The organism is Chryseobacterium sp. JK1, from assembly GCF_050632815.1.
GTDB lineage: Bacteria > Bacteroidota > Bacteroidia > Flavobacteriales > Weeksellaceae > Chryseobacterium.
On record NZ_JBODRU010000001.1, the window covers coordinates 1,952,949 to 1,975,035 of the forward strand.

Sequence of the window (22,087 nt, forward strand, 5' to 3'; positions counted from 1 at the left end):
ATATACATCGTTTTTACCTTTAAAAGAAAATGCCCTCTACATAACGTAGAAAGCATTTTCAACCCTAATATTTATATAATCAAAAAACAGTTCTTATAAACTAACCCCTCTTCTCCAGGGGATAAAATCATTTTGGTTTAAAATAGCGGCTTTGGTTTTCACTTCTCCGCTGGCTACTTTGATGATAAATTCCAGCAGTTCTTCTGCTTTTTCATCAATAGTTTTTTCTCCGGTAATAACATCTCCAGTGTTAAAATCAATAATATCCGGCATTCTCTCAGAAAGAGAAGTATTGGAAGAAATTTTCACCACAGGAACGACTGGATTTCCGGTAGGAGTTCCAAGACCTGTTGTAAACAATACGATATTTGAACCTGAGCCTACCAAAGCTGTAGTACATTCAACGTCGTTTCCGGGAGTACACAGTAAGTTCAGTCCTGGTTCCTTAATATATTCTGTAAAATCAAGAACGTCATTGATGGGCGACGAGCCTCCTTTTTTGGCAGCACCCGCAGATTTCATGGCATCGGTGATAAGGCCGTCTTTGATATTCCCCGGTGAAGGATTCATATCAAAACCTGATCCTGCGGCCACGACTGATTCTTCAAAGTCTTTCATCAACTGTAAAAATCTTTCTGCATCTTCTTCTTTTACGCAACGGTTTACGAGTTCCTGCTCTACCCCACATAATTCCGGGAATTCTGAAAGAATGGTCGCTCCTCCAATTCCTGCAATAAGATCTGAAAGCTGTCCTAAAACCGGGTTGGCCGAAATTCCTGAAAAGCCATCGGAACCACCACATTCCAATCCTAAAACCAATTTTGAAACGGGTGCAGGTTTTCTTTCGATTTCATTAGCCTTTTTTATCGCTTCATAAGAGTCTTTGATAATCCCACCAAGCATTTCATCCACCGTCCCGGACTTTTGCTGTTCGTAAACGATGATGGGCTTCTTATTGTTGGGACTGATTTTTTCCAAAGCATCTTTAAAAATCTGAACCTGTAAGTTCTGACATCCTAAACTTAAAACGGTTGCTCCGGCTACATTCGGGTTATTGACGTATCCTGCTAATAAACGGCCCAACGCTTCAGCATCCTGACGAATTCCGCCACAACCGCCCTGATGCGTTATGAATTTAACTTCAATATTTTTAAAAACTCTTGAATCTTTCTCTTCATCATCCACCGTTTCTGTTTCTGAATTATGGATCAAAGATCTCAGCAACAGCTGGTGTTTTGTTGTCTTTTCGAATAAAAGTTCTTTTTCAAAAACATCTTTTAAAATTTCCACATTCCTGTTCTCACAGAAAACCAACGGGAAAAACAACCATACATTTTCTGTACCTACCTGCCCGTCTTCTCTGTGGTAACCCATGAAAGTTCTGTCTTTCCATTGATCAACATTGGGAGCAGTCCATGCAGTGGTTTCTGTCTTGCCTTCTACTTTTGCACTTTGGTGCTTTACATTTTCAGTGGTAATTACTTCCCCCTTTTGAATGGGCTGGCTCGCTTTTCCCACCAAAACGCCGTACATCATGATGGAATCTCCTGTTGAAAGATCTTCCGTCACAAATTTATGTTTTGCTTTTGTATCTTTTATAATTTGGTAAGTAAAGCCATCCAGATCCACAGTTTCTCCCTGCTTCAAATCGATAAGTGCTACAGCTACATTATCGTTGGAATTTACTTTCAATACTTTCTTTTGCATAATTTCTAAGAATAAAACTGGATAAAATTGTGATATGCAGTTTCCATATCGTGATGATCAATCTCCCACAATGCTTTTGTTACAGCATCTTTAAGCCCGTTAATATGAGTAAGGTCTGTATCCCAGAAAGAGATTTCGCTTAATGAAAGTTCTGCTACTTTTTCATAATCATTGTGACTCCAGATCTCTTTGAATTTCTCAACAACAGCACTTTCATCATTCAATGGAAGGAATCTTTCGCCATAACTTCCCTGATAAAAGCGTATTAAACTTGCCAAAGAGAAAGTTAAATTAAGAGGTAACTTTTGGTTGATTTCAATATAACCTAAAAGACTCGGAAGGATCCTCACTTTAAATTTGGAAACGAAATACAGAGCAATACTCGACAGATAGTGTTTGATAAATGGATTTTTGAACCTGTCAAAAACATCTTCTGCAAAGTCTCTCAATTCATTTTCATCCAACCCCAGCGTAGGATTCACTTCGTTGAAAATAGTTTGTTTAAGAAATTTTCCGATAAATAGATTGTCAATAGATTCTTTAACGGTTTCTTTTCCGGATAAAATAGCGGGAGCCAACATCAGGGTATGACCGCCGTTCAGAATTCTTACTTTTCTGAGACGGTAAGGCTGAATATCATCTACTACCAGAATCTGTTCATTAATCTGATCAAAAGGAATTCTTTCTTTCAGGTTTTGAACATCCTGAATCACAAAAAGTAAAAATGCTTCGGAAACCACCATCATCTGATCTTCATACTCTAGCTGGTCTTCATACGTTTCCACATCATCTTTTGGATATCCGGGAACAATTCTATCTACCAGCGTATTATGGAAATAATTATAATGTTCAATCCATTGCACAAATTCTTCTTTTAAATCCCAGAGCCTTGCATAGGTAAGAATAATATCTTTTAAAGCATAGGCATTGTCTTCGATCAACTCGCAAGGGATGATTCTTAATCCTTTATCCGGAGCTCCGTTGAAATGTTTAAATCTTTCATAGAGTAATACAGTTACTTTTGCTGGAAAATTATTATGTGGGCCCTGATAGTTGTTTTCCAAGTCATCGTAAGCAATACCGGTTTCGGTGGTGTTGGAAAAAATAAATTCCAGTTCTTCTTCTTTCGCTAAAGCCAGGAAGTCATCATAATGGGTATAAGGGTTGATCGATTTCTGAATGGCAGAAATTACCTGTTTTTCATCCACAAGTTCTCCTTTTCGGATTCCTCTGGTAAAAAGAGTGTACAGATTGTCCTGCTCTTCAAGTTTATAAACAGATCCTCCCTGAGTGGGCTGAACATTAGCAATTCCAGCATTGAATCCTGTCTTTTTATTGAGCTGATCAATCACATAATCTGTGAATCCTCTCATGAAATTTCCTCCTCCAAACTGTACAATTTTAATAGGAAGCGGTTGCTGAGAACCATTAAGTTCTCTATTTAATTTTTGTTTTATCTGATTTTCCATTTCTTCTGATTTGAATGAAACCATCTTTCAACAGATGATTTTTATTGCTATTGAATTGCTTTGTATTTGGGAACAAGTGCTTTCATAACGCTCCATGCAATGAGGTAAGCCACTGCGCAGACTGAGAAAATGATCATATACCCTTTATCTATTCCATCCGAAATAAGAGCTCCTGATTTTTCCAGATCATGCAAAAAGTTCTCTGGTAAGCGTTCATTGATATATTGCGGATATTTTTCAAGCAATGGTGTTCCGTCAATGGTCGTCCATGCTTTATGAGCATGATCAAATAAAACGCCCGAAGATTTATTGATTAAAAAAGATCCTATTCCTCCGGCCATTCCACCAATTCCTGTAATGGTTGCAATGGCTTTTTTAGGAAACATATCGCCAACGGTAGAGAAGATATTGGCCGACCATGCCTGATGTGCTGCTCCTGCCACTCCTATTATCAATACAGGAATCCAGTACGTTACAGAACCTAAGGGTTGCGCCAATAAAGCCAGCAGCGGAAAAAATGCAAAAATCAGCATTGCTTTCATCCTTCCGGTGTAGGCATTCATCCCTTTCTTTTCCACGAAATATTTAGGAAGCCATCCTCCGATGATCGATAATAAAGTGATCATATAAAGGACGAATAAAGGAAAGGCACTTTGTGTAGAATCCATTTTGTAAACAGAGCTCAGGTAAGCCGGTGTCCAGAAAAGAAAGAACCACCAGATTCCGTCGGTCATAAATTTTCCAAAGGCAAAAGCCCATGTCTGTCTGTAGCTGAAACATTCTTTGAAAGAAAACTTTCTTTCTGCTGATGATGAATTTCCAGACGAAAAATCATCCTGATCCTGCTGGATATAAGTGAGTTCATGTTCATTCACCTTATGATGTTCGTGAGGTTTTTTATAATAAAATACCCAAAGTCCCATCCACACAAAGCCTAGCGCTCCAATGATGATAAATGCCCATTCCCAGCCCATTGATTTTGCAATAAAGGGAATGCTAACCGGTGCAGCCAAAGCTCCCACAGTTGCTCCTGCATTGAAAATACTGGTTGCCAATGCCCGGTCTTTTTTAGGGAAGTATTCCGCAGTTGTTTTTATCGCGGCAGGAAAGTTTCCTGCTTCACCTACTGCAAGTACGAAACGGGCAAATATAAATAACGTAACACTGGTACTGATAATAGCTCCCACGTTATCTACCCTGCCAATTATTTCTTTTGATTGTTCAAAACCTACCAGCCAGTTTCCGGTAAGAACCCCAGAAGTGGCAATTCCGCAGAAAGCATGAACAACAGCTCCTACAGACCATATTCCGATCGCCCAGAGAAACCCTTTTTTAGTATCCATCCAATCCACAAATTTCCCGGCAAAAAGCATGCTTCCTGCGTAAAAAATGGAAAATAAAGCCGTGATATTCCCATAGTCATTATTGTTCCAGTGAAATTCCGGAGCGATAAAGTCTTTCCAGGTAAGAGACAGTACCTGCCGATCCATATAATTGATGGTCGTTGCAATGAAAAGAAGCACACAGATAGTCCATCTGAAGTTACTCGGTTTCGAGGATATTTCTTTTTTCATATCAATCGTTAATAGTATTGATTTTTATTGATTTTGACAACAAAATGGAGCAAAAACTCCCTATCTGCGCTTATTTAGCACAGAAATGATTAATTTTATAAATCATTAAAATTCAATTAAGGAATTGAGAACAACTCAATTGAACTTTGCCTTACACTCAGATTTTCATCCATTTGAAATTCTTAATGGCTGACATCAATGGGTAAGGACGATTATCTTAATTCTTTAATAATCTGAATAGAATTGGCCACGGTCTCTGTAATTCTTTCATAATCATATGCTCCGTCATCATTTTTCACAAATAACTGTGATCCCAGGCCAACACAGTAAGCTCCTGCAGAGATCCATTCTGTAATATTTTCTTTTGTTGGAAGTACCCCGCCTGTAGGCATAATATTCGTCCAAGGCATTGGCCCTTTTACTGCTTTGATAAATTCTGGTCCTCCAACCTGTGTGGCAGGGAATATTTTTACAATTTCCGCTCCGAGTTCTTCGGCATAGGAAATTTCAGAAACGGAACCACAACCTGGCATCCATGCAATTTTTCTTCGGTTACAAACCTTTGCCACTTCAGGGTTTAAAGATGGAGCGACAATAAAATTGGCCCCACTCTGAATATATAATGAAGCGGTAGCCGGATCAATGACTGAACCAATTCCCAATATCATTTCAGGGATTTCTCGGGCTGTATATTTTACCAGTTCCGCAAACACTTCATGAGCGAAATCGCCCCTGTTGGTAAATTCGAAGACACGGGCACCCCCGTCAAAACAAGCTTTTACAATTTTCTTGCATACTTCAACGTCTGCATGATAAAATACAGGAACAATACCTGTCTGTTTTGCTTGTAACGCAACTTCTATACGACTGAATCTTGCCATAATTATCTTTTTATTCTTCCTCCTGAATTTCCGTTCATTACTTCCAGAATATCTTCTGCACTCGCATAATTGATATCTCCCGGAATGGTATGCTTGATGGCACAGGCTGCATTGGCAAAACGCAACGCTTTTTCGTCATCAAAATTCGTTAAACCATAGATCAAACCAGCGGCAAAAGCATCTCCGGTACCAATTCTGTCTACTACTGGGTTTACTTCCAGAAGCTCCGTTTCAAAGTAAAGTCCTTCAACCAGAGCTCTTCCCTGCGTTTGCTGAGCACTTGCAGTGACACCAATTCGTATTTTGTCGAAAATTTTATGAATGGAAGGTATTTGTTGTTTTAATTCTTTACAGGCTTCCATGAAACCTTCTTTATCTGAGGAAAACTGAGTTCCCAAAATTTCATTAATCTCATTCACGCCACCAATGAAAATGGTTGAATAGGAAACCAATTCTTTTAATATTTCGTTTCCATTTCTGCCATATTTCCATAAGTTGGAACGATAAGCAGGATCTGTGGTGATTTCAATTCCTTTTTTCTGAGCAGTGATCAAACCTTCTTTTAATGTTGTATAGGCTGTTTCTGAAATGCCGGGGCTGATGCCTGTCCAGTGGAAATATTCACAATTTTCAAGGGCTTTTTCCCAGTCTATATTTTCTGCCTGAATATTGGCAAAAGAACCGTTGAGTCTGTTATAGGCAATTCTGCTGGCACGGACTGAGGATCCTACTTCAAGAAAATACAGTCCTAAAGGGTGTTCATTTTTATGGATAAAGGTGGTATCAATTCCAAAGCTTTTGATAAAAGAAATAGCGGATTCTCCTACAAAATCATCAGAAACACTGCTGATATGTTTTACTTCACAACCCATTGTTGCTAATGAAGAGGCTACATTAAGCTCTGTTCCGCCGAAAAAGAATTCCATTTCGTGGCTTTGCTTCATCGTCCGGTTTCCTGGTGAGGATAGACGCATGATCACTTCACCGAATGTGACTATTTTACTACTCATAGTTTTAATTTCTTTATTTAACCCCAAATTGAAGATTCAACGGAGTTAAAAGGCACTTACCCTCCCTTGAGGGTTTCATTTTAAATTTAAAAATCAAAATAATTTTTCGCGTTGTGGTAGCAGATGTCTGAGATTGTTTTTCCGATCAGTTCAATATCATCCGGAAGTTCTCCGTTTTTCATTTCTTCTCCGAAAAGATTACACAATACTCTTCTGAAATACTCGTGTCTCGGATAAGACAGAAAACTTCTGGAATCGGTTAGCATTCCTACAAAACAGCTTATTAATCCCATATTAGAAAGAGCATTCATCTGTTTGATCATTCCATCTTTTTGGTCAAGGAACCACCATCCTGAACCAAACTGTACTTTTCCTTTGATACTACCGTCGTTGAAATTTCCAATCATAGTGGCAAAAATTTCGTTGTCGGCAGGATTTAAGTTATATAAAATCGTTTTGGTTAACTTATCTTTTCCATCCAGTGTATTTAAAAACCTGGAAAGTGTCTCAGCCTGAACAAAATCTCCGATAGAATCCCAGCCTGTATCTGGTCCAAGGATTCTGTGCATTCTTTCATTATTATTTCTTAATGCTCCCAAATGGAACTGCTGAACCCATCCGTATTGATGATAAGCTTCGCCAAGAAATAACAACATAGCCGTTTTGAACTGGTTAACCTGTTTTTCAGCAATTACTTTTCCGGCTAATTTATCGTTGAAAATAGCATTCACTTCTGCTTCTGTGGCTTCCTCAAAAGAGATATTATTTAAACCGTGATCACACAATCTGCAGCCATTTTCATGGAAATACTCGATTCTTTTAAGTAAAGCGTCACATAAAGTCTGGTAAGAATTGATTTCAATTCCTGCGGATTCACCTAGTTTTACAACATAATCCGGAAAATTGTGGTTTTCAATCAGAATCGCTTTATCCGGACGGAATGCCGTACTTACTCTAATACTAAAGTCGCTTTTGGCAAGGCTCTGATGGTAATTCAGAATATCCGTAGGATCTTCAGTTGTACACAGAGATTCTACATTCATCATTTTCAGAAGACCTCTGGTTGATTTTTCCGGGGTCTGCAGCTGAGCGGTAATATTCTCGTAAATCTCGGAAGCATTATCACCACTTAAAAGTTCATCAATTCCGAAATATCTTTTTAATTCTAAATGAGTCCAGTGATACAAAGGATTTCTCAACGTATAAGGAACTGTTTTTGCCCAGGCTTCAAATTTTTCTTTGTCGGTAGCGTCCCCTGTAATGAATTTTTCATTCACTCCCATCGTACGCATAGCTCTCCATTTATAATGGTCACCGGCGATCCATACTTTGGAAATGTTTTCAAAAACAGTGTCTTCCGCAATGTCTTTTGGAATCAAATGATTGTGATAATCAATGATAGGTTGTTTTTCTGCAAATCTGAAGTAAAGTTCCTCAGCGTATTTATTCTGTAATAAAAATTGGTCTGTTATAAAAGGTTTCATTCTAGTCTAATTCTGTTGTTATTCATTCGCAGGTTTTCCGATAGTGGCAAGAATTCCTCCATCAACGTAAATAATCTGTCCGTTGATAAACTTACTTGCGTCAGAAGCCAGGAAAATAGCTGTTCCTGCAAGATCTTCCGGGTTTCCCCATCTTCCTTCCGGTGTTCTGCTGATGATAAAATCATTGAAAGGATGTCCGTCTACACGGATGGGCTCTGTCTGGGATGTAGCAAAATATCCAGGACCGATTCCATTCACCTGAATATTATGTTTTGCCCATTCTGTTGCCAGGTTTTTAGTAAGCATTTTAAGACCGCCTTTTGCAGAGGCATAGGCTACTACATTATCGCGTCCCAGCTCACTCATCATTGAGCAGATATTAATGATCTTTCCCGATTTTCTTTTGATCATATACTTGCCGACTAATTTCGACATGATAAAAGGTCCGGTAAGATCTACATCAATTACTTTTCTAAAGTCCTCCACTTCCATATCAATAGCGGGAATTCTTTTGATGATTCCTGCGTTATTGACAAGGATGTCTATTTTTCCGTGGGCAGCTTCCATTAATGCTACTTTCTGAGCAGCTTCCAGTTCGTCTGTCACATCAAAAAGATAACCGGTTGCTTTATACCCTTTTTCATGGTAATAGTTCAAAGCTTCCTCTAATTTGGAAGGAGTTGTACTTGTGATGGCCAGTTCAGCACCGGCAGCAGCAAGGCCTTCTGCCATTGCCATTCCTAATCCGTGGGTACCGCCTGTAATGACTGCTACTTTGCCGGATAAATCAAATAAGTTCATTGAAAAATTACTTTAATTCGTTTGTTTTGATACCGTCCATATCACCGTAATCCATATTTTCCCCAGCCATACCCCAGATAAAAGTATAATTGGAAGTTCCGACACCGGAGTGAACAGACCATTCCGGAGAAAGTACCGCCTGTCTGTTGTTCATAAACAGATGTCGGGTCTCATGGGGCTGTCCCATAAAGTGACTAACTGTTTGCCCTTCTTCCAGATCAAAATAGAAATAGGCTTCCATTCTTCTGGTATGAGTATGGGCAGGCATTGTGTTCCAGACACTTCCGGGGTGAAGTTCCGTCATTCCCATCTGAAGCTGACAGGTTTCTAAAACAGAATTCACAATCAGTTTGTTGATCGTACGTTTATTTGCATATTTTTCCTCACCCAGTTCTACAATTTCAGCTTCTCTTTTTGTAATCTTTTTGGTAGGATACGTATGATGCGCCGGCGCAGAATTGATATAGAAATAAGGCTGTTCATCCCCTGCTTTTTCGAAAACAATATCTTTTGCTCCTTTTCCAATGTATAAAGCTTCTTTGTTTTCCAGATGATAAACGTTTCCGTCTACAGTCACTTTTCCGGTTCCTCCTACATTGATGATTCCCAGTTCTCTTCGGTTCAGAAAGTATTCTGCTTTCAAATCATCAGTAGGTTCTAGCTTAAGTGCTTCCGAGAAAGGCATTATTCCTCCTACGATCAATCGGTCATACATGGAGTACACCAGTTTTACATGATCTTTCTGGAATAAATCATGGATCAGAAACTCCCTCCTAAGATCTTGCGTGGTATATTTTTTTACATCTTCAGGATGATGGGCGTAACGAAATTCTGATTGTGTCATACTACTTTTTTTACTTTTAAATTTTACGGTTTTTTCAAAACCACTATCTACAGTGTAATCGATTGCATAAACTACACTAAAATTCGCAGAAATACTTGTGGGGATAAATATATAATTATTCTTTAATTACTTAACAAAAAATTAATTTTAATTTTTAAACAACTTATTATCAATAAAATAAAATCAAACAACCTCCATTATTTTGAAGGAAAACAGGGAAAATAAAGAGCGAAAATTAACCAAAATCATGAATCAGCATATCTAAAAATATAAAATCATGCCAAAAAAATATCGGAAAATTCAAATGTCAAATAACCATCAAAACTTCATTTTTAATGAATACACCATATATACTAAGGAATATTGTTGAATAGTATAAAATTCACGATCAAAAAAAACCTGAAAAAGATGACAAAAATCAGAAAACCAATAAATTTTCTCTTCTCGAATCAAAATTCAGGGATTTTCATGGAGGGAAATCAGACTTAATTTTAAGGATTTTTTAATTTTTTTGATCATTAAACATACATCAATATCATTTTTTTTCAAAGAATTAAAAGATGATCAAACAAAAATACAAAATACTAATTATCAATTATTTAAAACACAAAAACTAACATTAGTTTTATTAAATTCATAAACTTAAACAAGTAAATTAATGAAAAAATAACATTTTTTTCTTTGCGTATTGAAAAATAATATTAGTTTAGGAGCCAGAATAATGTTTTACAAAAAACTACGCAATCGATTGCACTAAAGCGTAAAAAAGTAAAGAAAACATTGCAACCACTAAAATCAGCAGAATACTTAAAGTCCTCAACAAAAACGATTGAAAAAACTTTCAACCAAGAATTAAAACTATAAGGATACAAAATGGATAAAAGAGTACAATCAATAAAGTGGTTATATTTAACTGTTTTTCTGCTTCCTGTCCTTGCAATGGCTCAAGAAAAAGAAACAAAAAAAGATAAAGAAACCAAATTGGATGACGTGGTTTTGGTAGGCTATACAAAAGTTTCCAAAAAAGATGTTACCAATGCTGTTTCTTCTGTGAAGGGCGAAGCTCTTAGAGATATGCCTTCTACCAACGCTGCTGAAGCCATCCAGGGCAGACTTGCCGGAGTTCAGGTTTCTCTGAGCGAAGGATCTCCCGGTGCAGATGTAGATATTGTAATACGAGGAGGAAACTCCATTACCCAAAGCAATGCCCCACTCTATATTGTAGACGGTGTACAGATGGATAATGCGCTAAGCATTTTATCTCCAAAAGAAATAGAGTCTATCGAAGTATTAAAAGATGCTTCTTCCACTTCTATTTTCGGTTCCAGAGGGGCCAACGGGGTGGTTCTGATTACGACAAAAGGAGGCCGTAAAAAAGGAAAAACAACAATTAACTATAATGGCTTTGTAGGAGTAAGAAGTCTTCAGAATAAAATAAGTGTTCTGGATCCTTACCAATATGTACTTTATCAGTATGAACAATATTATAAGAACGGAGATGTAAAAGATATTGAAACGTTTAACACCCGTTACGGTACTTTTGATCAGCTGGACAAATATAAATCAGTAAAAAAAGTAAACTGGCAGGATAAAGTTTTTGGAAGAGAAGCCTTTAACTACACTCACAATGTGGCGATCTCCGGTGGATCAGAAAACTCTGCCTTCTCTTTAACGCTGAATAATGTTCAGGAAGACGGAATTATGATCGGATCCGGATTCAAAAGAAACATGGCCAACTTCAGGTATGATTATGATATCTCGAAAAAACTGAGCTTAGGTCTTAATGCCCGTTACAGCCGCCAAACGATTTACGGAGCAGGAACATCGGCCAGTGGATCTCAAGCAACCAACCGTCTGAGAAACGCCATCAGATATCAGCCTTTCGAAGGAGGATCTTCAGTGGATGTAGATGATTTTGATCCTTTATTTGCAGATCAGACCAATCTTGTCAATCCTGTTTTACTGGCTAACGATGAAGTAAAGGAAAGTGGGAGAAACGACTTACTATTAAATGCTACTATTGATTACAAAATCAGTAAGGATTTTACGTTTCGAAGTGTGATCGGTTACGTACAGAGAGATCAGCTTGTTAATCAGTTTTCCGGTCCTGTTACGACGTTGGCAAGACAGAATAATGACCAGCCGGTTGTATTTTTAAGCAATTCTCAGTCCAGAAGAATTACGAATACCAATACCTTAAACTATAGACGGACTTTTGGAAATCATAAACTGGATCTGTTAGCAGGCCAGGAAACAGTAAGAACAGACGGAGAATCGATGTCGATCAATATCAAATGGTTCCCGAAATCAGCTTCGGCCCAGGAAGCATTTGCCAATACTCAACTGGCTTCTCCTCCATCAGGAATGGTTCAGGATGCTCCTAAAACAATGGGAGAAATAGATCGTCTAGCTTCATTTTTTGGAAGAGCAAACTATATTTACAAAAACAGATATATTGCAACGGTATCTATGAGAGCTGACGGTTCGAGTGTTTTTAAACCGGGAACCAATCAGTGGGGATATTTTCCGGCAGCTTCATTTGCATGGAAAATCAAGGAAGAAAATTTCCTGAAAGACAATAACAGCATTAATGAGCTGAAACTTCGTTTAGGATATGGAAAATCTGGAAACAACAGAATTGGAGCTTTTTTATATGATACCTTCTTTACTTCTTCTTCAGATTATGGATATGCTTTCGGAACGAGTGTAACTCCTGGTGCAACTACAGGAAATATTATGGCCAATCCCAATGTAACCTGGGAAACTGCCAATTCTTATAATGCAGGGTTAGATTTCGGATTCTTTAAAGGAAGACTTTACGGTACGCTTGATGTTTACAAAACCGATACTAAAGATCTTTTATTATTGGCTAAGATTCCTCAGACTTCAGGATATGAATATCAATATCAAAACTCAGGAAGTAGCGAAAATAAAGGGATAGAGCTTTCCCTGGGAAGTACGATCATCAATAAAGAAAATTTTTCATGGAAAATTGATGCCAATATCTCATCGAACAGAAATACCATTAAAAGCTTAGGAAGTAATGCTTCCGCAAGTTCCAATTACTACTACTACCCTTCCGGATGGCAGAACAACCTTTTCGATTTCCTCGTGCAGGTAGGTAAACCGGTAGGAACATATTGGGGATATGTAACGGCAGGAAGATATGAAGTGAGTGATTTCAACTATGACGCAACCACTCAAGCCTATACACTGAAAGCTGGAATTGCAAGTTCTGCAGCAGTTGCTAATGGCGCAAAAGCAGTACAGCCCGGAGATCTTAAACTGAAAGATCTTAACGGTGATGGGGTAATAGACAGCAAAGATATGACAGATCTTGGAAGTGCTCAGCCTAAGTTTTACGGAGGATTTACCCAGACATTCCGATATAAAAACTGGGATATGAGCCTTGTTTTTAACTTTTCTATAGGCAATAAGGTTTATAACGCCAACAAAGTAGAATATACCACTCAGTATTTGTATAAAGACAATAATATGCTGGCTGAAGTGGCAGACCGCTGGAGATGGTTTGATGATGCCGGAAATAAAGTAACAGATCCTGCCGCCCTTGCTGCTTTGAATGCCAACACTACGATGTGGACTCCTCCTGCAGGAGCCTATTTCCTACATTCTTATGCTATTGAAGACGGTTCTTTTTTAAGACTGAACAACCTTACCGTAGGATTCAGCCTGCCTAAAGGTTCTCTGGAAGCTATTGGTATCAGAAATCTTAGACTGTACGCTACCGTTAATAATTTATTTACCATTACAGGATATTCAGGGTTTGATCCGGAAGCCAATACGAGAAGAAATCCTCTGACACCAGGCGTTGATTATTCCGCTTACCCTAGAAGCAGATTTATATTATCAGGAATAGACATTACTTTCTAAAACAAATCTTATGAACAAAAATAAATTTTCAAGCCTTTTCTTATCTCTTGCGTGCGCAGTTACTCTGAACTCGTGCAGCGATTATCTGGAGGTAGAAAACCTTTCCAATACAGCAGAAAAACAACAGTTTGACTCTGCTCCCGATACTTTTGCCGCTCTTGTTGGGGTCTACAACAGCGCAATGGGCGACAATACCTACGGACAAAGAATGAACCTTATTCTTTCCCAATCAGGGGACGATTACAGAACTTCCGGAGATTACAATGCTAACGACAGAAGAGGAATAAGTTGTTTTGGAGCTGTTCCGACCAATACAGAGCTATTAAGACCTTTCCTCGATACATATACCGGCATTGAAAGAGCCAATCTCGTTATTAAAAATATTCCAATTTCACCTGTTTACCAAGTGGGATCTGCCGCTGATAAAAAACTAATGGATCGTTATCTTGGAGAAGCGTTGGCATTAAGAGCCCTATTTTACTATGATCTTATTAAAAACTGGGGTGATGTTCCTTTTCAGGATGTTCCTTCCGCAGATCTGCCTACCGTATATATTCCAAAAACAGATCGTGATGTCATCTATGATAAAATTTTGGATGATCTGGCAAAAGCGGCTACGTTAGTTCCATGGAAATCAGAAGGCGGGACCACTGCTCAAAGACTTTCAAAAGCAGCGGTAAAAGGTTTAAGAGCAAGAATTGCATTGGCCAGAGCAGGTTATTCTCTTCGCAGAAACCCACAATTGATGGTACAGGGCTCAAATCCTCAGAAATATTATCAGATCGCTTATGATGAATGTAAAGACATCATTACTTCCGGGCAGCATAAATTAAATCCTAGCTATGAAGGACTTTTCAGATCACTTCATACCAACAGTCAGGATACGACCAATGAAGTTATTTTTGCCATCGGAGCATTCGGAGGAAACTCAAGAACCGATTCTAAAATTGGGTATTACAACGGATTAAGACATGACGATTCCGATTGGAAGTCATCAGGAGGAATCAGTGCTATTCCTACCTACTTTTATGAATTCAGCAAATATGATTTGAGAAGAGATGTTAATATTGCTATTTTCAGAGTAAGTACTACGAAACAGGAAGATCTTCAGACCTCTATCAACTGGAATGATGGGAAATTCAGAAAATCATGGACCAGCATTACCGGAACTTCTCAGAATTTAGGAATCGATTGGCCTATGCTAAGATATGCCGACGTTTTATTAATGTTTGCTGAAGCAGATAATGAATTGCATGGTTCTCCTTCTCAGGATGCCGTGGATGCAGTAATGGCTGTAAGACAAAGAGCTTATGCAGGAAATCTGGGGCAGGTAGGAACCATTCCAACTTCCAAAAATGCATTCTTCAATTATGTTGTACAGGAAAGATTACTCGAATTCGGAGGCGAAGGATTAAGAAAATATGACCTGATCCGCTGGAATCTTTTGGAAACAAAAATCAACGAAACAAAACAGAAATTAACAGATTTCATGAACGGTACCGGAGCTTATGCCAACGTTCCTGAATATATTTTCTACAAAAAGCCAGCTTCAACTGTAATCAATTATGTTCCTACAAAAACAGCCCAGCAAAACGTACTGGATATGGATTTGTATACCAACGGAATTGCTAAAGCGGATGTTTTCTATAGTCCTAATCAAAGTGTTGCTACACCTTCAGGATATACAAAGATCAGCTGGAGATTGGCTATGACACAGCCTTACATCAGTGGAGATCCTGTGAAAAGTTATGCGCATTACTTCCAGCCCAACAAAAAGGAGCTTCTCCCTATAGCGCTGGATGTGATCAATTCAAATTATAATCTTACCCAGGATTACGGATATTAGACAGCTTAACATTCATATGAAACTACAGACTGTCTCCCAGCGAGATCGGTCTGTAGTTTATCAAAAAAACTTTCTATGAAACGCTTCTTATTTTTTAAAAATTTCAATCTGTTTTCTATTGTACTAATCGCTATATTGAGCCTTCTTTCTTTCAAAACTAATGATACAATCCTCATTGTTTCGAAAGACGGAAAAGGTAATTTTACAACAATACAACAAGCTATTGACGCTATTGAAAACCATTCTTCTACAAGAACCAAAATTTTCATTAAAGCCGGAGTGTATAAAGAAAAGATTATTGTTCCTGAAAATAAAGGTAGAATCTTATTAGAAGGTGAAAATCCTGAAAAAACGATCATCACTTTTGATGATTTTGCGTCCAAAAAAAATGCAGAGGGAAAAGAAATCGGAACTACGGGTTCATCTACCATTTTTATCTATTCCAATGATTTTACAGCAAAAAATATCTCCTTTGAAAACAGTTCCGGAAAAGTAGGTCAGGCGGTTGCTGTACTTACTTCAGGAGACAGAATTGTTTTTGAAAACTGCCGCTTTTTAGGCTATCAGGATACTTTATATTTAAAAGGAGTTCAGGATATGCAGGACAAAACAAAACCGTCCAGGAATTATTTTAAAAACTGTTATATAGAAGGAACAACAGATTATATCTTCGGAGCAGGAACCGCTGTTTTTGAAGACTGTATCATTTATTCCAAAGAAACAGCAAGTTACGTAACGGCTGCTTCTACTCCACAGGATAATGAATTTGGCTTTGTTTTTATCCGTTCAAAAATTACAGGAAATGCCAAGGAGCAGTCTGTATATCTCGGAAGACCGTGGAGACCTTTTGCGAAAACCGTTTATATAGATTGTGAGATCAATTCAACCATAAAACCGGAAGGATGGCACAACTGGAATAAACCTGATGCAGAAAAGACTACATTTTATGCTGAAAGCAATTCAAAAGGGCCGGGTGCAGCTATTAAACAGAGAGTTTCATGGTCACACCAACTCAGCAAAGAAGAAAGAAAAAAATATACAGCAGATTATATTCTTAAAGGTAATGACAACTGGAACATAAAGAAAAGCTTACCATAAATCATCTTTCAATTATGAAAAAGAACATCATCAAACCGCTCGCAATAGGAGTTTTAAACAGTATTTCTATGCTCATTAATGCGCAGGAAGTATTGAGCTTTCCTGGTGCTGAAGGTTTTGGAAGATTGACAACGGGCGGGCGTGGAGGAAAAGTGTATGAAGTAACCAACCTTAAAGATGATGGCTCCAGAGGTACTTTACGGTATGCTTTGGATCAGAAAGGTTCGCGATATATTATTTTTAAAACCGGAGGAACCATTGAACTTCAGTCTCCCTTAAAAATCAAAGAAGGAAATGTAACTATCGCAGGACAAACTGCTCCCGGAGGCGGTATTACGATTGCCAATTACGAAACTTTTGTAGGTGCAGATAATGTTATTATACGGTATGTGAGATTCAGAATGGGTGATCAGAAAAAATTTGAAGGTGATGCATTAGGAGCAAGATTTGTCAAAAACCTAATGGTAGATCATTGTTCAATGAGCTGGTCTACTGATGAAACCGTCTCTATTTATGCCAACGAAAACACAACCCTGCAATGGTGCATTATTGCAGAAAGTCTCAGAAATTCTTTTCATCAGAAAGGCGCCCATGGTTACGGAGGAATTGCAGGTGGTAAATCGGCCTCTTTTCACCACAATATCTATGCACATCACGACAGCAGAAATCCAAGATTGGGAGAATATGCAGGAAGTAAGTTTGCACTAACTGATCTTACTGATTTCAGGAACAATGTAATCTATAACTGGGGACACAACAGTATGTACGGAGGAGAAGGGATGAATGTAAACATTGTCAATAACTACTACAAACCCGGCCCGGCCACCTTAACCAGACAGAGAATTGTTGCTATTGATAAAAATGAAAATCCTGCAACAGAAGTTTACAACATCTGGGGGAAATATTATATTGATGGAAACGTTATGGAAGGGAATCCTGAAATAACAGAAAACAACTGGCCTGAAGGTGTTTTCAGCCAGATAAAATCTTCCTATAACCTCACTGAAAAAGACATAAATGGCATAAAGATCAGTAAACCTCATGATATTCAGAACAATACCAAAACACATTCTGCACAGGAAGCTTACGAAAAAACACTGATCTTCTCAGGAGCCAGCTTGATACGGGATGCTGTTGATCTTCATGTTTTAAAAGATATTAAAACCGGAAGTTTCACCTACACAGGATCCAAAGGAAGCAGAAACGGAATCATTGATTCCCAGAATGATGTTGGCGGATTTCCCCATTTACAACCTGGAAAACCTCTCCCCGATTCGGATCATGATGGAATGCCAGACGAATGGGAAATTAAAAATAATTTAAATCCTAAAATGGCCAACGCCACAGCACGGGATCTGGATAAAAAATACGACAATATCGAAATGTATCTGAATGATATTGTGAAAAATATAACCGATGAACAACGCTAATAACCATGAAAACTTGTATTACAATCGGTAGACCCCATAATAAAAATAGTATGAAATTCAGTTTGTTTAAAATATGTATTGCAGGAGCCTTTATCAGTTCAACACTTTCGGCGCAGACTTCTGTAATAGAAACGATAAAGAAAAATCCTAAAGCTCCGTTCTCTTATGCAGAACTTTCCGTTAAACAAGGAGGAAAATGGGAAGGCAATCATTATATGGGCGGAGCTTTTCAAAACGTTCAGGAACTCACCCTTCCGGAATCTCACACCGATCATTCTTCTTATATCCGATACGAAGGTATTGGACTGGAAAACAACCAGATTGGCTACAGACTTTATCTGGACTGGAGAAATGCTACAGATATTTTTGGTAAAAAAGTAACAACACTTGTTTTGCCGGAAGTAGGACAAGACGGTTTTGAATCTTATCATCATGATGCTCCCTGGGGACAGGATATCTTAAAATCCGGCCGCAGCATAGGAATTGGCTCTTATGGCAGATATGATGAGCAGAACGATTATGTTGAAACCTTTAAGATCGTAAAAAGTACCACCGCAAAAGTAGTCAATGAAAAAGACCGTTCTTATGCCACCATCAATTATAAAGGATGGAAAACATGGGGAGAAGCTGTAGATCTACAGTCAAAACTAACCATTTTCCCAAAAGACCGCTTTGTAAAAGTAGATCTGAATCTGAGCAACACCCTTTCAGGTTTATGTACCGGAATTGTTGCCATTAAAAATATTCCGTTAAAACAGGGAATCAGCAAAAATAAAAAATGGGCTTATATTGCGACTTATGGGCAGCAGACCTTGGCCAAAAAAGAAGACAATCTGGGAATGGCTGTTTTCTACCCTATTGAAAATTTCGACAAGTATGTAAAAACAAAATCTACTCATACCGTTGTTTTCAAAAAGACAAAGAACGTATCCTATTACTTTTTGGGAGCCTGGTCTCAGGAACCCAACGGCCTGACCACTGAAGAATCTTTCTATCAGGATCTTGACCAAAAACTGGATATTCTCGATAAAAACAATCAACTTTAAAGTTTAAAATCATGAACTTTATCAACAACTCTATTAAAGTATATGCATTGGCTGCAGTGTGTTCGGGATTCTTTCTTTCCTGCGCTCAAAAACCTTTGCAATCCTCCGCATCAGAAATACAGTCAGAAGTAAAAGGAAAGATTTCAGCCCGACTTCCATGGTCACAAAGGATGCTTCTTTCCGAAATGAAACGTTTCCCACAGGCCTGGATGCTGGATTACAATAAAACCCCAAAATGGAGCTATCCAACTGCCATTGTACTGGAAGGTGCCGAAAAGCTATACGAAAAAACAGGTAATAAAGACTATTACAACTATATCACAACCTTTGGCGATACGATGGTAAAGGAAGACGGAACTATTGCTTCCTACGATCTTTCCAAGTACAATATCGATATGTTGAACTGTGGAAATGTTCTTCTTTATCTTTATCAGAAGGAGAAAAAAGAAAAGTACCTGAAAGCTTTACAAACCCTTCGTTCTCAGATAGACGGTCAGCCAAGAACCTCAGAAGGCGGATTCTGGCACAAGAAAATCTATCCCAACCAAATGTGGCTGGATGGCTTGTATATGGGAGAACCATTTTACGCACATTACACTCAGTATTTTACCAAAGGAGAAGCTGCCGATAAGGCGTTTAATGATATCATCAATCAGTTTGAGCTGATTCAAAAACACCTGTTAGACCCAAAAACAGGATTATTGTATCACGCCTGGGATGAAAGCAGAGAACAGCAATGGGCCAACAAAGAAACAGGACTTTCTCCCAATTTCTGGTCAAGAGCCATGGGCTGGTACGGAATGGCGATGGTAGATGTCTTGGATTATTTACCCAAAAATCATCCAGGAAGGGCTAAGTTACTTTCTTATTTAAAATCTTACTGCGATGCAATCATCAAAGTTCAGGATAACAAAACAGGGCTTTGGTATCAGGTTCTGGACAAAGGAGCAGAAAAAGGGAACTATCTGGAAGCTACAGGTTCATCAATGTTTGTGTACACAATGATCAAGTCTGTCAATAAAGGATATTTACCTAAATCATACAAAGCTTATGCAAAGAAAGGCTACGATGGAATCATCAAAAACTTAATTACAGTAGATGAGAACGGAGTCGTAAGCTTAAACAAATGTTGTGCTGTGGCAGGTTTAGGCGGAAATCCTTACAGAAGCGGATCTTATGAATATTACGTTAATGAGGAAGTGCGCTCCAACGACCCGAAAGGAACAGGACCTTTTATTCTGGCAAGTTTAGAATTTGAGAAATAATCCATGTCAAGGTTTTAAACCTTGACATGGATTGGGTAAAAAGGCCAAAACGACTTTAAAATAGCATTAGTTATATGAAGACAAAACATATTTTAAATATCCTTTCCATTACGGTATTTTCTATAGCTTCCACCTATCTTCAGGCACAGGAAAAAAACTATGTTTCGGAAGTATGGACTGCCGATCTGGGAGAAAACTACAGAAATCCCATTCTCTATGCAGACTATTCCGACCCTGATGTGATAAGAGTAGGCAATGATTACTATATGACTGCTTCCAGTTTCAATGAAGCTCCGGGACTGCCCATTCTTCATTCCAAAGATATGGTCAACTGGAAATTGATAAATTACGCCATCAGAGACGTTATTCCAACCGAACATTTCTCTGTTCCCAGAAGAGGAGACGGCGTGTGGGCTCCAAGCATCAGATTTCATAAAGGTGAATTTTACATTTACTGGGGAGATCCGGATTTCGGAATTTATATGGTAAAAACAAAAGACCCGTTGTCAAACTGGGAAAAACCCATACTGGTAATGGAAGGAAAAGGCTTAATCGATTCCTGTCCGTTTTGGGATGATGACGGAAATGCCTATCTGATTCATGGTTGGGCAGGGAGCCGGGCAGGAGTAAAAAGCATCCTTACCCTTAACCGAATGAATCCTGAAGGAACAAAAGTACTGGATAAAGGAATTCATGTCTTTGACGGCCATGATTCTCACCCCACGGTAGAAGGCCCTAAAATGTATAAAAGAAATGGCTATTACTACATTTTTGCCCCGGCAGGAGGTGTCGCAACAGGATGGCAGCTGGTTTTAAGATCAAAAAATATTGAAGGACCTTATGAAGAAAAAATTGTTCTGGAACAAGGCTCAACCTCCATCAATGGGCCTCATCAGGGAGCTTGGGTAGATACACCTTCCGGAGAAGATTGGTTCTATCATTTTCAGGATGTAGATGCAGGAGGAAGAATCGTTCATTTGCAGCCTGTGAAATGGGAAAAAGACTGGCCGGTAATAGGAATAGATAATAACAAGAATGGAATTGGAGAAACCGTTTCAACCTATAAAAAACCCAACGTTGGACAGTCCTACCCTATCATTACTCCTTCCGAAAGCGATGAGTTTGATGATAAAAAGATAGGATTGCAGTGGCAATGGAGTGCCAATGAAAATATAGTATGGTCTTCTAAACTTCCAGGGCAACAATTTTTAAGATTGTTTTCTATAAAAGTTCCTGAAGGAGAAAAAAACCTCTGGAATATCCCAAATTTGTTAACCCAAAAATTTCCAGCTCCGAATTTTGCAGCCTCTACAAAAGTAAAACTGACTCCCGAAGATGCCAAAGAAGGAAAAACCGCAGGATTATTAATTATGGGATTGGATCATCAATCGATCGTCATCACCAATAAACCGGACGGGTATTATCTGCAATTGAGAAAAGCCGAAAAAGGCGATAAGGGAGGAGAGGAAAAAATTGTATTTGAAACCAAATTAAAAAGCAACGAAGTCTATCTGAAAGTCAATGTAAATGAACCCAACGGACTATGTCAGTTCAGCTATAGTGAAAACGGAAAAAGTTTTATCAAAGCTGGTGATATTTTTCAGGCAAAACCGGGAAAATGGATTGGAGCAAAAGTTGGTCTTTACAGCATTAGTACATCAAAAGCTCCACGAGGTGGATACGCAGATTTTGACTGGTTCAGGATTACAAAGAAATAAATGATGTTGAAAAACACCAACAC

At 38.4% G+C, this 22,087-nt stretch carries 15 protein-coding genes; 7 read left to right on the plus strand and 8 right to left on the minus strand.

Annotated elements, in window-relative coordinates; genetic code table 11:
• Positions 1–93 precede the first annotated feature (93 nt).
• The 8 genes from ACQ76T_RS08815 to kduI all read right to left on the minus strand — a co-directional run bounded on the left by ACQ76T_RS08815 (position 94) and on the right by kduI (position 9,770).
• Positions 94–1,707, minus strand: coding sequence for a UxaA family hydrolase (locus ACQ76T_RS08815; RefSeq protein ID WP_431342933.1), 1,614 nt, complete (start codon positions 1,705–1,707; stop codon positions 94–96).
• Positions 1,708–1,712: 5 nt separating this feature from the next.
• Positions 1,713–3,176, minus strand: coding sequence for a tagaturonate reductase (locus ACQ76T_RS08820; protein WP_431342934.1), 1,464 nt, complete (start codon positions 3,174–3,176; stop codon positions 1,713–1,715).
• A 47-nt stretch (positions 3,177–3,223) separates the two neighbouring features.
• Positions 3,224–4,750 (minus strand): MFS transporter, encoded by a 1,527-nt coding sequence (locus tag ACQ76T_RS08825; protein ID WP_431342935.1) that lies wholly within the window; start codon positions 4,748–4,750, stop codon positions 3,224–3,226.
• Between the two features lie 212 nt (positions 4,751–4,962).
• A complete protein-coding gene (locus tag ACQ76T_RS08830) occupies positions 4,963–5,631 on the minus strand; it encodes a bifunctional 4-hydroxy-2-oxoglutarate aldolase/2-dehydro-3-deoxy-phosphogluconate aldolase (RefSeq protein ID WP_431342936.1) in 669 nt (222 codons plus the stop codon).
• Positions 5,632–5,633: 2 nt separating this feature from the next.
• Complete coding sequence (locus ACQ76T_RS08835) at positions 5,634–6,641, minus strand: sugar kinase (protein WP_431342937.1); 1,008 nt, start codon at positions 6,639–6,641, stop codon at positions 5,634–5,636.
• Between the two features lie 86 nt (positions 6,642–6,727).
• Positions 6,728–8,125 carry a glucuronate isomerase gene (uxaC, locus tag ACQ76T_RS08840; protein ID WP_431342938.1) on the minus strand — a complete coding sequence of 466 codons (1,398 nt, stop codon included), beginning with the start codon at positions 8,123–8,125 and terminating at the stop codon, positions 6,728–6,730.
• An 18-nt stretch (positions 8,126–8,143) separates the two neighbouring features.
• Complete coding sequence (locus tag ACQ76T_RS08845) at positions 8,144–8,926, minus strand: gluconate 5-dehydrogenase (RefSeq protein ID WP_431342939.1); 783 nt, start codon at positions 8,924–8,926, stop codon at positions 8,144–8,146.
• 7 nt (positions 8,927–8,933) lie between these two features.
• The gene (kduI, locus tag ACQ76T_RS08850; RefSeq protein ID WP_431342940.1) at positions 8,934–9,770 is read right to left on the minus strand and encodes a 5-dehydro-4-deoxy-D-glucuronate isomerase; all 837 of its coding nucleotides are present in this window, start codon (positions 9,768–9,770) and stop codon (positions 8,934–8,936) included.
• A gap of 873 nt (positions 9,771–10,643) precedes the next feature.
• Here kduI and ACQ76T_RS08855 point away from each other — a divergent pair.
• The 7 genes from ACQ76T_RS08855 (at position 10,644) to ACQ76T_RS08885 (ending at position 22,064) form a co-directional block, all read left to right on the plus strand.
• On the plus strand, positions 10,644–13,661 hold the full coding sequence (locus tag ACQ76T_RS08855; protein WP_431342941.1) for a SusC/RagA family TonB-linked outer membrane protein: 3,018 nt from the start codon (positions 10,644–10,646) through the stop codon (positions 13,659–13,661).
• Positions 13,662–13,671: 10 nt separating this feature from the next.
• Positions 13,672–15,507 carry a RagB/SusD family nutrient uptake outer membrane protein gene (locus ACQ76T_RS08860; protein ID WP_431342942.1) on the plus strand — a complete coding sequence of 612 codons (1,836 nt, stop codon included), beginning with the start codon at positions 13,672–13,674 and terminating at the stop codon, positions 15,505–15,507.
• A 75-nt stretch (positions 15,508–15,582) separates the two neighbouring features.
• Complete coding sequence (locus ACQ76T_RS08865; RefSeq protein WP_431342943.1) at positions 15,583–16,605, plus strand: pectinesterase family protein; 1,023 nt, start codon at positions 15,583–15,585, stop codon at positions 16,603–16,605.
• A 14-nt stretch (positions 16,606–16,619) separates the two neighbouring features.
• Complete coding sequence (locus ACQ76T_RS08870) at positions 16,620–18,035, plus strand: pectate lyase family protein (protein WP_431342944.1); 1,416 nt, start codon at positions 16,620–16,622, stop codon at positions 18,033–18,035.
• A 50-nt stretch (positions 18,036–18,085) separates the two neighbouring features.
• Positions 18,086–19,081 carry a DUF4861 family protein gene (locus ACQ76T_RS08875; protein WP_431342945.1) on the plus strand — a complete coding sequence of 332 codons (996 nt, stop codon included), beginning with the start codon at positions 18,086–18,088 and terminating at the stop codon, positions 19,079–19,081.
• A gap of 11 nt (positions 19,082–19,092) precedes the next feature.
• Positions 19,093–20,346 carry a glycoside hydrolase family 88/105 protein gene (locus ACQ76T_RS08880; RefSeq protein WP_431342946.1) on the plus strand — a complete coding sequence of 418 codons (1,254 nt, stop codon included), beginning with the start codon at positions 19,093–19,095 and terminating at the stop codon, positions 20,344–20,346.
• A 74-nt stretch (positions 20,347–20,420) separates the two neighbouring features.
• Positions 20,421–22,064, plus strand: coding sequence for a glycoside hydrolase family 43 protein (locus tag ACQ76T_RS08885; RefSeq protein ID WP_431342947.1), 1,644 nt, complete (start codon positions 20,421–20,423; stop codon positions 22,062–22,064).
• Positions 22,065–22,087 lie beyond the last annotated feature (23 nt).